Source organism: Dyadobacter sp. HNCC25DJ186, from assembly GCF_056895235.1.
In genome coordinates, this window is record NZ_JBXHAS010000001.1 from 693,396 (window position 1) to 706,332 (window position 12,937).

Consider the following 12,937-nt stretch of genomic DNA (forward strand, 5'->3'; position numbering starts at 1 on the left):
GCGTCAACATGACTGATCTTTTTTCTTCAGTAATCCTCTATGTCATAAATAAAATTTAGGTGTAAAAAGTGTGAACGTTATAAGTTGCATTCCGGAAATCTGGCTTTTATCTTTTCTTAACCTATTTACACCCGAGCCCTTTAATGGTCACAAGGTTGTCTTTGATATCAAATTCTGCGTCCAGCGCGTTACATATCACCGCCAGTTTTTCATAAATCGGTTGCCCTACCAAAGTCGCATTCAGAGGACAACCGCCCATCAATTCTTTGTTATATGAAATCCTGATGTTATAAGCTTTTTCCAGCGCCAGAAAAACTTCCGAGACCGGCGTTTCATCGAATACAAATGTTTGTCTTGAAATATCATTTCCTTCTGTTTTCTCATCTTCCTCTCCAACTGGTTTACTAAATTTCCCGTTTTCACGCGAGAAAGCTATTTTTTCTGTTGGGTTTAGGATAAAACCTTTTAGCTCTGTCGATTTCATACCATTTTTATTATTCTGGTATTCATCCATTGAGAAAACTGATACCTTACCCGTTGTCACTTCCACCTTTACTTCTTTTCCTTCTTCTGGTGCGTCGATCAAAAAGCTGGTCCCTAAAACCTTTGTTGCCAAGCCAAAAGTATATACTAAAAACGGTCTGGCCGGATCCTTAACAATCTCGAAAAATGCGCTGCCTTTTAGTGTAACTTCTCGCGTTTTTGCATCAATTTTATTGACGTAACTCAGCCTGCTTTCAGGTTGTAAAACCACCGAACTTCCATCCGGTAACAATACTGTCATCGGCTTATCCGTATCATTACTTTTCTCAACCAGATTTTCGATATTACGCTCGTTTGCATAGGAACTGAACTGATCACCATATCCGGCCTGATTCGTGTAATACCAGTAACTGAAAGAAGCCATACCGGCGATTAATGCCGTGGACGCAGCAATACGTACCCAACGCCAGCCTGATATTATTTTTCCGGGCTCAGGTTCAGCTTCTTCTTCATTTTCCTCCTCTTCCTCTACCAGATCGCCCCGTAAATGTTTTTCCACAGCTTTCCACATTTTTTCACTTTGCTCAGATGTTGGCTGTGCTTTTCCGGTATCCTCTCCCATGAAAATAATATAACGTCTGGCAGATTCGACCGTTTGTTTTTTCTTTGGATGATTCTGAAGAAACTGTCGCCAGCGTGCATCATTCATTTCATCGGGCTGTCTGACCCAGGCAATAAAGTCATCGTTTCGGATAAGCTCCGTCAGCGAGTAAGGATCATGCTTCATAGTGAACAGAATTCAGTCAATTGCTCTTTCAAATATAAAGAGCGACGAACTTTCAAAATGACCTCTTTAAAATGTAATTATTTTTGAAAAAAGTTTTACAAAATAACTAACAAGCAGAAAATCAGAATAGAAATAAGAAAATTTTGCGGCGTTTGGCGGAAGGAAGTAATGGCTTTATAAATCAGGTTGCGTACGGATTTCTCATTAATACCCATAATACCTGCAATTTCTTCAATACTGAAATCATCAAAATATCTCAGCGTAATCACTTCCAGCTGCCTTTCCGGAAGTTGTGAGAGCATTTCCTTAACTTTTCGCGAAATCATCGAATTCGATTCGCTTTGTATGAGGATAGTTTCAGAATTGGAATAGGTGGACGGCATTTCCTGATCCGGAAGCATGGTTAATTCTTCTGTAACCGGAAATTTATCTGAGGCGATATGAATTCTCCTGCGAAGGGCTCGGTATAAATAAAACTTAACAGATGTAACATTTTCAGTGAGGTTGACCCGCAGACGCCAGACATCAATAAATACTTCCTGAACCGCATCTTCAACAATTGCAGAATTGCCAGACAATTTGCTCCCATAGTTATACAATGTCCGATGATAACGCTCAAAAAGTCTGGTGTAAGCCTGCTCATTTCCATAACGGATACCCGACCAGAGTTGCTGGTCCGTTGGCTCCAAAATGAAAGTATCGGAAGTGATCACTATGCGGCTATTTTTTTAAGAAAGCATAAAGCTAATTATTTATACTTAAAATCATATTTATTAAGAAAATTAAATATTAGGCAAGAATTATGTTTTCACTTCAGTAAAGGAGAAATTAAATTGGGTGAAAAACGACATCCATCAGTAAATCAAATAGAGACCCATTTTTTGTATATTTGTCTAGAACCACAATTAATTGACTTTCACATGGAAAGGATAGAATTTGAAGTTAACGACGATACTGCAAAAAAATGGCGTTATACCAATCCTGAAATTAAACAGCGCATTGAGAAGGAAGTTGACCAATTGTTAAAAATAATTCTTGAAAAAGAAGAAGACACACTATGGCCATTGTTAAAAAAAATAAGGTTAGAGGCTGAACAGAAAGGTTTTAATGACGAAATATTAGAACAAATACTGAATGAGGGCTAATTTTGTATTCGATACGAACACCCTTATCAGCGCAGCATTATCTCCTTTTTCAAAAAATGCCGAGGCAATTATTAAAGCTGAGAATTTAGGAATAATTGTATATTCAGAATTGACTTGGCAGGAATTTCAGAATGTGCTTTTTAGGCCAAAATTTGATAAATACATATCTGTTTCCTCACGAGAGATCATTGCTGAACGTTTTCTTGATCGCTTTAAAAAGGTAAATGTTGACACCATAATTAGAGAATGCCGTGATTCAAAGGATGATATGTTCCTTGAATTAGCCATATCCTGTCATGCGGCTTGTATTATTACCGGTGATTCTGATCTGCTTTCTCTCCATCCATTCCGAAATATACCAATTATCAATGCAGCTATATTTCTAGAAAAGTTTTAAAAAAAATCCGGGAAACCTCAACCTTTGAGATTTCCCGGATTAAAAAATCTACTTTTACAACACCAATTCCCAGCCTTCTCTATATTCTCTTTTTACAAACTGATTTGCCAGATCGTAGTTTGTCACTTTCATATTTACGGCATCCCATTCCAGTTTTTTCCGGCCGTTATATTTGTCAACTGTTTTCAAAGCCGTTGGATTGTCGCGTAACATCCAGCTTCTCAGTGCCAGATTTCCAATTAGTATACTTTCTGTAAATGGAGCCGCATACTCAAATGGCGAACTTGTTTCACCTTTTCCATACCCAGCTATGCACGCATCGACCCAGTTCAGATAATGATCTTCATTGGGCACCCGTTTGATCGTCTCCTTTACTTTCAGCGTCTCGTTTTTCTTCAAAGGCAATAATCTTGGATTTGCGCCATAACAATCGGCCATCAGTTTCCCTTTTTTACCAATAAAAAGAACGCCGCCATCCGAGTTTCCGAACATTTCTCCCGGTTGTAATTCAGCAGGAAGTTCAGGTAAAATACCTCCGTCATACCAGCTCACTTTGATATTTCCTTTCCCGTCATTTCTTGGATAATCCAGGTGGATGGACGTAGAAAAGGGTGTCCAATCCGGGTTATGATCTTTTTCCCGCAACGTAAAAGTCCAGGTATTGGCCACGCTGCATTCAACAGAAACAGGATATAAGATTGGTAGAATTCTATAAACCGGATCCATAATATGACAGGCCATATCACCTAGTGCCCCAGTTCCATAAGGCCACCAGCCGCGCCAGTTCCAGGGTAAATATGCTTTATTGTAACCTACTTTTGGCGAGGGACCAAGCCACAGGTCAAAGTCAAGTTCCTTTGGAATCGGATCAACGTTGTCTGTTGGAACAGCTTGCGGCCAAACCGGTCTGTTCGTCCAGCAAATAACCCGGTCCACTTTACCAATAATACCAGAATCATAAATTTCTTTCATACGGCGCACACCATTTCCGGAGCCGCCCTGATTTCCCATCTGGGTGATTACTTTATATTTTTTCGCAGCCTGACCTAAAATCCGGGCTTCATAAATGTCATGTGTCAGTGGTTTTTGTGTGTAAACGTGTTTTCCCATCTGCATAGCAGCCAACGTTGCCACCGCGTGTGTATTATCCGGAGTGGAAATAGAGACAGCGTCAATACTCTTGTCTTCTTTTTTCAGCATATCCCTGAAATCCTTGTAATACTTTGCGTTTGGAAAGTTGGTCCTTGATACGACCGCCTGACGATCATCAACGTCACAAAGCGCAACAATGTTAACATTAGGGCTTTTGGCAAAACTTGCCAGATCGCTTTTCCCTTTCCCTCCTACACCGATACCGGCGATGTTCAATTTATCACTAGGTGCGACAAAACCTTTTCCCAGCACATGCCTCGGCACAATAAAAAAGGCAGAAGCTGCCAATGAAGATGTTTTGATAAATTCCCGTCGGGAAGAGTCCACAAGTGTTTTTTGCTGATCTTTCATCATGTGAAAATTAAAGGTTCGGTTAAGGAAAGTATGTAACGACCTTTTGTATACTGTTCATCACCTTAATAGTACCATTTTTTTATATTAACAATAAATAAAAAGGCACGAAACCGATGATGGATTTCGTGCCTGCACCAATATATTTTAGTTTTTTAAAGCGCCTTCAATTCGTGGAGTAACGACTGGACTTGTTCCAAAGAGGTCGCCGGAAAATTAGCAATACGTAATTGTGATGCTTTATATTTACCATAACCGCTGCCAATAACCATGCCCTTTTCTTTGATGGCCTTGATAATATCAGCGGATGGAGCTTCGGTATTTGCCACGACAACGGTTTGTGAGCGATATTTTTTCTCAGTAACAAAAGGGGAAAATCCGCTTGTACTTTCAATGAATTTATAAATAATATCTGCTTTTTGCTCTGTTTCCTTACGCATCGCTTTTACGCCGATCTTATTAAAATCTTCGGCAATTTTTCCCAATAAATAAATACCCATCACGTTTGGCGTCGCAGGTGTTTCATTATTCAGGGCATTTTTCCAAAGCGTCGGCAAATCGTTATGCGCACCTATAGAATACTGATGACGAATATATTCCGCCTTCTGAAGACATTTTTCATTCACGATCCAAACACCCAGACCAGCCGGAAGACCGAAAGCTTTCTGAACCGAAAAGAAAGCAGTATCGATCAGGTTAAAATCCAGTTCCGGATAGGGCGCTGAAGACACAATATCAACCGCAATTAATTTATCCGGATACTTTTGTTTCAGTTTATGAATTTCCGAAACAGGCATTTGAACGCCTGAACTTGTTTCATTATGTGTTGCACAGATCAGCTCTGCATACTCGGGCACAACAACTTCCGAAGCGCTGAAACCTTCGCCCATTGGTTTTTCCTGAACATGCGCATATTTGCACAAACCCTGGGAATAATCATGGAATTTTTTTGAAAACGAACCATTAACAAGATGGAAACTTTCCAGTTCCACACAGCTAAATAAAATACGCTCCCAAGCCTCAGAGGCTGAGCCGAGGAACAAAACTGAGTGCGTTTCAGGAACATTTAAAAGTGTGCGGACTTGCTGCACTGTAAATTTATGCAAGTCACGGTATTGCTGGCTCCGATGCGAAATCGAGCCCAACTGCCCGGTTACGAAAGTCTGCAAATGTTTTTCAAATGTCGGATAAAGCTGTGCCGGGCCGGGTGTAAAAAATGTTAGTGACATCTATATATTGATAGAAAGTGGATCAATTTGGTGGTCAATCTTAGTCAAGGATGGAAATTTATTGTCAAAGGTAGTCAGGGATTATCATTTGTAGTCAGGCATCGTAATCTAAACCTGACCACTCCTGACAATAAATAAAAATCCCTGACAACAAATGACAATTTCCTGACGATATTATATTAATACAACATTCTGAAACGAATCGTACCTTCCACTTCTTTCACTTCCTGAATAAATTCTTCTGTATATCCTTTGGCGATATCAACGATTACATAACCGATTTTCTCACTGGTTTTTAAATACTGACCTGTGATGTTGATATTATTCTTCGCAAAAATATTATTCAGTTTCGCAAGCACACCCGGCACGTTTGCGTGAATATGTAACAAGCGGTGAGAGTCTTTCAGTTTTGGCAACTGCACCTCAGGGAAGTTTACGCTTCCATACGAGCTACCGTTATTCATATATTCCAATAATTTGGATGGAACAAAATGCCCGATGTTCTCCTGAGCCTCTTCTGTACTTCCACCAATATGCGGAGTCAGGATCACATTTGGTAGACCACGCAACGCACTTTCAAAAGATTCATCATTTGTTTTTGGTTCTTTCGGAAAAACGTCGACGCTTGCGCCGGCTACTTTTCCGCTTTTTACCGCATCAGCCAAAGCTTCGATATCGACAACGTGTCCGCGTGAAAGGTTCATGAAAATGACACCATCCTTCATCAGGTCAAATTCACGTTTACCGATCAGGTTTGTATTTTCCTTCCGGCCATCCACGTGCATACTGATCACATCTGAAATCGACAAAAGTTCTTCAAGCGAATTTACTTTTCGAGCATTTCCCAACGAAAGTTTTTCGATACCATCGTAAAAATATACTTCCATACCCAAAGCCTCAGCCACAACAGAAAGCTGGGTTCCGATACTTCCGTAACCTACCATTCCTAATTTTTTGCCACGAACTTCAAAACTGCCGTTCGCAGATTTATCCCAGATTCCCTGATGCATCTGATTACTTTTCGTAACAACGTTACGGATCAAAACAATCATTTCGCCAATGGCAAGCTCTACAACAGAACGGGTATTGCTGTAAGGCGCGTTGAAAACCGCGATTCCACGCTCAGCAGCAGCTTCCAGATCAATCTGATTTGTTCCAATACAGAAAGCACCGATCGCCATCAGACGATTGGCATTTTCAAGAACACGTTTCGTAATATTGGTTTTTGAACGGATACCTATAATCGAAACGTCCTTAATACGCTCGCAAAGTTCGTCTTCGTCCAGCGCACCTTTTACAAATTCTACATTAAAACCCTGCTCCTCAAAAGCACGTAAAGCAACCGGATGGACATTTTCCAATAGAAGAACTTTGATTCTGCTCTTTGGATATGACTGGCTTCTGCTTAATTTATTATCATATAAAAAGTCGTCGAAAGAGGTAGCAATATGGTCCGCCACGGCAACGACTTTCGCACGCTCAACATTTTCAGTAAAGGCATAGAAACGGTTTGCAAAGCCAGCTTCCTTAATCTGGTAATCCGTATAACCGTCACCAATTGCATATACCTCACCTTCAAGTTTCAGCGAAGCAAGCAATTTGATCTTTCCTCCGTCGGTCGATAACACATTTTCTTCGTCGATACCAATAATATTTCCTTCTTCATCAAAACGAAATTCATTAGCGTAAACATGATCAGCGCGAAGACCAAAGTCGGTTACAACGGGAACGATAAATTCTTTAAATCCGCTGGAAACGATAAAAATATGGTCTGCATTTTCAGTTAAAAACTGTTTATTGCGTTTAAACGAATCGGAAACCTTGGTTTTCAAAAAAGAAACCAGTTCTTCAATGTTGGCACGGCTGGCTTTCAAAAGATCAATACGCTGACGAAGTCCTTCTGCAAAAGACATCTCGCCATTCATTCCCTTGTTCGTCAGGTCAACTATTTCCTGAACAATTCTTTCGCGTTGCGGATGCCCGGTTAAAGCAATGGCAGCCAGTTCGTCAAGTCCTTCTACTTTCGTAAACGTACTGTCGAAATCGATAATGATATGCGGGGGATTGAGTGTTAATGTCGGCATGAAGCGGGAGATAACTGGATAAGTATCAAATTAAAATGTAAACGTTCAGACGGTATTATTTTTGGTTGAATTCTCAATTTTTGCACAAAATTACGAATCTGTTTTCTATGACCCTAAAAAAATGTTCATCTGACGCTTTTTAATATTTATAACCATGTGTTTTTAATCTGTTAAACTGAAAATTATCAATTAAAATTCGCAGCAAAGGTCGGAATAAAAACCTTTTATCAATATTCAAAAGCGGTACTTTCAGAAATGATGAATTAATGTAGTTGAGTCAATTACAACTATTTAATACTAAGGAATTCTAATGCTCTGGATTCTGACCAGTAGATACCATTAGAGAATTTTGCCGGACGAAAACCGCAATGTCCGCCCGAGGAAGTTATTTCTAACAATACATTATCAAGTTTGTCAATAACGTCAAACGGCAGACTGCCAACCGGTACGATCGGATCATTTGCTGCATTTACGATTAAAGCAGGAATCGCAATGTCTTTCACAAAAAACATCGAACTGCACGATTCATAATAGTGGTCGGCACTATTGAATCCGTGCAGAGGCGCCGTAAATATATGGTCGAAATCATATAAGGTATTGACAAATTTGAAATCAGCCGGGTTGATCTCTTTTGGAAAAGTTACTGCCTTAAGATCAACTTTTGGCTTTAACGTTTTAAGAAACCTTGATTGATAAACCCTGTTCTCCGGTTTAATTATTGCAAGACTGCATGCCTTCAAATTCATCGGCACACTAAAAACGACTGATTTTTTTATTTTTTTATTGATATCCTTCCCTTGCTCACCCAAATATTTTAGTGTAAGATTACCACCAAGACTAAATCCGACAAGCTGTATATGATTGTATCCTTTCAGAATAGCCTGCTGAACAACCATATCCAGATCTTCAGTAGCGCCGCTGTGATAAAACCTTGACGTCTGATTCATTTCACCACTGCAACTGCGAAAATTCCAGGCGAGACAATCGTAACCTTTTGCATTTAACAAACGCACCATTCCTACTATATACTGCCGCGAGGTATCACCTTCCAGTCCATGGGAGAGAATTACCAATTTATTTTTCTCTTCCTTATTATGAAGATCAGCTTCTGCAAAGGACCAATCGAGATCAATAAAATCATTGTCAGCAGTTACAATCCGTTCGCGTTGATACCTGACATCCTTAATAATTCTGAACAGCGCAGGATATATGGTTTGTAAATGGCCATTAGGAAGCCAAAACGGAGGAGTGTAAGAATTACTGTTTAAAACGGGCATGTATGGATCAGATAAGCTAAAAAGAAAACAAACAAAGAGAAGAAATGTTTACATAACCGAAAAATATTTTTTCTAAAAATCGATGAAAAACCAAGCTTTAATTGTGTTTGCAGACCGATTTGGCACCTTTACTATTCCATTGTAACGTATTTAGTCCTTTATTTTTCTAAAATATTAGTACCATTATTCTTGCATATCCAAAAGACGTTCGTATATTTGGTCTTCAAAATATATAAGAACAATACTAATGGCAGAAGGTACAGTAAAATTTTTCAATGATTCCAAAGGATTTGGTTTCATTTCTCCATCTAATGGAGACCAAGACATTTTCGTTCACGTTTCAGGTCTTCAGGACGATATCCGTGAAAATGACAAAGTGTCTTACGAAGTAGAAAATGGCAAAAAAGGTCTAAACGCGGTTAACGTTAAAGTTATCTAAGTTTAATCATAATATCATTTGGAAAGCCTGTTACCGAGTAGCAGGCTTTTTTTTGTGCATTGGTATTTCTGGTTATTATCTTATCGGGATAATTCAGATTTATTAACTCAAAAAAGCGGCTGAAATCCTCGAATGGATATCAGCCGCTTTTTTATGGTTGCTATCACTTATCTCGCAACCTCAATCTTAAACTTCTTTCCTTTCATTTTTTCGTCCGAAATAAGTCCAAGCATCGACTTGACCTGGCTTTTTCTTACTGCTGCAAAAGAAATATTATCTTTCACTTCAATCAGACCAAGATCCTGTTTTTCAAGTTTTCCTTTTTGTAAAAGAAAACCAACAATATCCATTTTATTCAATTTGTTCTTTTTACCTCCGCTGATATAGATTGTCGTCCAATCCGATGGAGCTGGCAAAGATAATTTAGCCGGAAGATCAAGAACAGGTGGTTTTCGGTCGATATAATTTGGCAGGACTTCGTCAGCGTTTAACAGGATATAGGCTGTTCCCTCTGATAACATCCTGGCTGTCCGGCCGTTGCGATGTGTAAATTCATCACCGCGCATAGGCAGTTCAAAATGGATAACATGCTTCATATCAGGTATATCGAGACCTCTCGCAGCAAGATCCGTCGCAGCAAGATACAACACAGAACCATTCCTGAACCGGATCAACGTGCGCTCTCTTTGCTCCTGTTCCAGTTTGCCATGGAAGTATGCGCAGTCAATGCCTTCCTCTTTCAGGATTGCACTGATTTTCTCAACACTTTCTCTCTGATTACAGAAAATCAACGTGGATTCAGACCCCAGAAAACTTAAAAGCTGAACCAGTTTCTCGGTTTTGTCCTTTTTTTCTGACAGAACAAGTTTAACGGATAATCTGCTATTTTGCTTTTTATCTTCTATATAATCCAGCTCGACAGGATTTTTGACACGGGTGAAAGCCGGCACTTTTGTCCCGGCAGTGGCTGACACAAGAATTGTCTTTTTCAGACCGCGCAGGTTACCCATGATCTCCGTCATTTCATCCTGAAAACCGAGCTCGAGCGACTTATCAAATTCATCGAGAATAAGTGTGGCGATTTTTCTGGTTGTAAAAGTCTTACGGAAAATATGATCCATAATGCGGCCAGGCGTGCCGACAATCAGCGCCGGAGCTTCACTCAAACTTCTGATCTCCGTTTGCATATCGTGCCCGCCGTAACAGCATGTTACCTTCCACCCTGTTGACATCTTTCGCCAGACCGTTTCAATCTGCAAAGCTAGTTCCCGTGTCGGGACAATGATGATAGCCTGTACATCATCTATGTTTTCTTGAAGAATCGATAATAATGGCAGTAAAAACGCAAGTGTTTTGCCTGAACCTGTCGGTGACAATAATAATATTTCCGGGTTCTCCTGGATGGCGGTGTTTGCTTCCAGCTGCATTTCATTCAACGCAGCAATTCCTAAGGCCGAAAGCGTGGCTTCTAAATTTTCTTGATTTGACATAATACAAAGGTACTCGGTTCCGCGACCAATTCCGTGCAGAAGAAATTATTTGATATCAATCGTTCCTTTATAGGTTTCAGGCGCACTATGTAAGGTAAGTCCTAAAAATCTCCATTCGTGTATTCCATCAGCCTCAAACTGCCTTGAACCGTCTTTAAGAAAAACCTTTGTGCGTGTCGGAAACCACTCGTGCCCAATCACAAAACCTGATTTTATTGTTGTAGCGTACGAGCCATCCGTTTTCACCGTATCATTACCGTCAGCATAAAGCAGATCCAGATTAAAAAACAGCTCATTTTTTAAATTTTGCATTACGATCACCTGATCCTTTGCCTCATGGTCTTTTGCCAATTCAGATTGCTTATTCGACACCGAGAACTTTATAAACGATAAACAGCACACGATAAAAATCACTGCTGATAGGATTCCCATATTTTCACGGACAGTCTTTAAAACGCTGAACGATATAAAAAGGAACCAGATAAGTGCGCCCAAATTCAGGAGCGACCATAAAAAATAGATCATTATTGATGGATTATGTGGTGATAAAAAAATGCAAGCAGCCAGATTTCCAGCTGCTTGCATTTTTTTCTAATTTTATTATTTATTGCGGAACTCGGTCTCTTCCCTGACGCTCAAACATCCATTGCGGATATTCCGTATTTAGCAAACTAATCTCGTAAAGCTGTGCAAGATCCGACTGCGATAATGAAACGTTTGTAGCTGCAATATTATCTTTTAGTTGCTCAGGTTTTTTAGCTCCGATAATCACACTCGTCACACTTTTTTGACTTAACAACCAAGCCAATGCAATTTGCGCCACCGACACGCCGTGTGCTTCTGCAATGGGCTGAATCACTTCAATAATATCGTACGCTTTTTCCTTATCAATGGGCGGAAAGTCAAAATTATCACGGCGATTATCCCCGGAAGTTTCATTATTACGGGTATATTTTCCGGAAAGAAAACCTCCTGCTAATGGGCTCCATGGCATTAATGCAAGATTCTGATCTTCCATCATGGGTATTAATTCACGTTCAAGATCACGGCCGGCGATGGAATAATAATGCTGACAAGCAACAAATTTTGTCCAGCCATTTTTCTCGGCAATTCCGTTTGCTTTCATAATTTGCCAGGCCGCATGATTGCTTACACCCAGATACCGGACTTTTCCTGAACGCACAATATCTTCCAAACCACGCATGGTTTCTTCAAGCGAAGTGTGAGCGTCCACGCCGTGGATATAAAATAAATCGATATGGTCCGTTCCCAACCTGCGCAAACTATCCTCAACCGAATCCATGATATGTAATCTCGAAAGACCGATCTGATTGGCACCAGGAGCCATTCTGCCTCTCGCTTTTGTAGCCACAACGACCTCGCTCCTGCTTATACCCAAATCTTTAAATGCCTTTCCAAGTATCTCTTCCGATTTACCATAGGAATAAACATTCGCTGTATCAAAGAAATTTATGCCGCTGTCAAAAGCGGTCTTCACCAAAGCATTTCCTTCTTCCTGCTGAAGCTTTCCGATCGCTTCCCAATATCCATCTCCGCCAAAAGTCATTGTCCCAAAACATAACTCTGAAACAAGGACGCCGGTATTCCCTAAAAACTTATACTTCATAAACCAGTTTGTTTTTGAATGAATACTATAATCGTCCTTAAATTTAAGGTTTATTTCAGCAGGCGGAAATTATTATTCAAACAAATCTTCGGAACGGTCAAGCATCAGAATAGAAGCCTGCGGCACGATGACATATTTTTCTCCGTCATATTCAAGATCAATCGCATTGCGTTGCAGATAGATAGCAATATCTCCTTCTTTGGCTTGCAAAGGCATATATTTCAGCTTTTCTTCTGATTCTTTCCATGGCTCATCTTCCGAAGCGGAAGGAATTGGATAACCGGGACCAACTTTGATAACATAGCCGCTTTGGACCTGTTCTTTTTCAGTAACCGTCGGCGGCAGGTATAAACCGCTGTTTGTTCGATCGGTAGGACTTTTTGGTTTGATAAGCACACGGTCTCCTACAATAATCAGTTTTCTTAATCGGTTGTCAGATGTAACTTCGTACATATATAAAGCTGTCGCCATGCGAC

At 40.1% G+C, this 12,937-nt stretch carries 13 protein-coding genes; 3 read left to right on the top strand and 10 right to left on the bottom strand.

Features of this window, described 5'->3' with window-relative positions; genetic code table 11:
• Positions 1 to 121 precede the first annotated feature (121 nt).
• The gene (locus tag AC1XUO_RS02860) at positions 122 to 1,270 is read right to left on the bottom strand and encodes a FecR family protein (protein ID WP_483328247.1); all 1,149 of its coding nucleotides are present in this window, start codon (positions 1,268 to 1,270) and stop codon (positions 122 to 124) included.
• Between the two features lie 95 nt (positions 1,271 to 1,365).
• Positions 1,366 to 1,983, bottom strand: coding sequence for an RNA polymerase sigma factor (locus AC1XUO_RS02865; protein ID WP_483328248.1), 618 nt, complete (start codon positions 1,981 to 1,983; stop codon positions 1,366 to 1,368).
• Between the two features lie 207 nt (positions 1,984 to 2,190).
• Here AC1XUO_RS02865 and AC1XUO_RS02870 point away from each other — a divergent pair, with 207 nt between their 5' ends.
• Together AC1XUO_RS02870 and AC1XUO_RS02875 are read left to right on the top strand one after the other, a co-directional pair.
• Positions 2,191 to 2,415, top strand: coding sequence for a hypothetical protein (locus AC1XUO_RS02870; RefSeq protein ID WP_483328249.1), 225 nt, complete (start codon positions 2,191 to 2,193; stop codon positions 2,413 to 2,415).
• A complete protein-coding gene (locus AC1XUO_RS02875; RefSeq protein ID WP_483328250.1) occupies positions 2,405 to 2,812 on the top strand; it encodes a putative toxin-antitoxin system toxin component, PIN family in 408 nt (135 codons plus the stop codon). The genes AC1XUO_RS02870 and AC1XUO_RS02875 overlap by 11 nt, the downstream gene beginning before the upstream one ends.
• Before the next feature lie 54 nt (positions 2,813 to 2,866).
• On the opposite strand, the gene AC1XUO_RS02880 is transcribed toward AC1XUO_RS02875, so the two are convergent.
• The 4 genes from AC1XUO_RS02880 to AC1XUO_RS02895 form a co-directional block, all read right to left on the bottom strand.
• Positions 2,867 to 4,315 (bottom strand): Gfo/Idh/MocA family protein, encoded by a 1,449-nt coding sequence (locus tag AC1XUO_RS02880; protein ID WP_483328658.1) that lies wholly within the window; start codon positions 4,313 to 4,315, stop codon positions 2,867 to 2,869.
• A 155-nt stretch (positions 4,316 to 4,470) separates the two neighbouring features.
• Complete coding sequence (locus AC1XUO_RS02885) at positions 4,471 to 5,544, bottom strand: aminotransferase class V-fold PLP-dependent enzyme (RefSeq protein WP_483328251.1); 1,074 nt, start codon at positions 5,542 to 5,544, stop codon at positions 4,471 to 4,473.
• Between the two features lie 179 nt (positions 5,545 to 5,723).
• On the bottom strand, positions 5,724 to 7,628 hold the full coding sequence (serA, locus tag AC1XUO_RS02890) for a phosphoglycerate dehydrogenase (RefSeq protein WP_483328252.1): 1,905 nt from the start codon (positions 7,626 to 7,628) through the stop codon (positions 5,724 to 5,726).
• Between the two features lie 287 nt (positions 7,629 to 7,915).
• Positions 7,916 to 8,905, bottom strand: a complete 990-nt coding sequence (locus tag AC1XUO_RS02895; RefSeq protein ID WP_483328253.1) for a YheT family hydrolase — start codon at positions 8,903 to 8,905, stop codon at positions 7,916 to 7,918.
• Between the two features lie 247 nt (positions 8,906 to 9,152).
• On the opposite strand from AC1XUO_RS02895, the gene AC1XUO_RS02900 reads away from it, so the two are divergent.
• On the top strand, positions 9,153 to 9,344 hold the full coding sequence (locus AC1XUO_RS02900; protein ID WP_090339609.1) for a cold-shock protein: 192 nt from the start codon (positions 9,153 to 9,155) through the stop codon (positions 9,342 to 9,344).
• Positions 9,345 to 9,511: 167 nt separating this feature from the next.
• Here the strand turns inward: AC1XUO_RS02900 and AC1XUO_RS02905 are convergent, their stop codons facing one another.
• From AC1XUO_RS02905 to AC1XUO_RS02920, 4 genes are all read right to left on the bottom strand, one after another.
• Positions 9,512 to 10,834 (bottom strand): DEAD/DEAH box helicase, encoded by a 1,323-nt coding sequence (locus AC1XUO_RS02905; protein WP_483328254.1) that lies wholly within the window; start codon positions 10,832 to 10,834, stop codon positions 9,512 to 9,514.
• A 45-nt stretch (positions 10,835 to 10,879) separates the two neighbouring features.
• Positions 10,880 to 11,359, bottom strand: coding sequence for a hypothetical protein (locus tag AC1XUO_RS02910; RefSeq protein WP_483328255.1), 480 nt, complete (start codon positions 11,357 to 11,359; stop codon positions 10,880 to 10,882).
• A gap of 79 nt (positions 11,360 to 11,438) precedes the next feature.
• Complete coding sequence (locus AC1XUO_RS02915) at positions 11,439 to 12,461, bottom strand: aldo/keto reductase (protein ID WP_483328256.1); 1,023 nt, start codon at positions 12,459 to 12,461, stop codon at positions 11,439 to 11,441.
• 72 nt (positions 12,462 to 12,533) lie between these two features.
• Positions 12,534 to 12,914 (bottom strand): co-chaperone GroES, encoded by a 381-nt coding sequence (locus AC1XUO_RS02920; RefSeq protein WP_235148690.1) that lies wholly within the window; start codon positions 12,912 to 12,914, stop codon positions 12,534 to 12,536.
• Positions 12,915 to 12,937 lie beyond the last annotated feature (23 nt).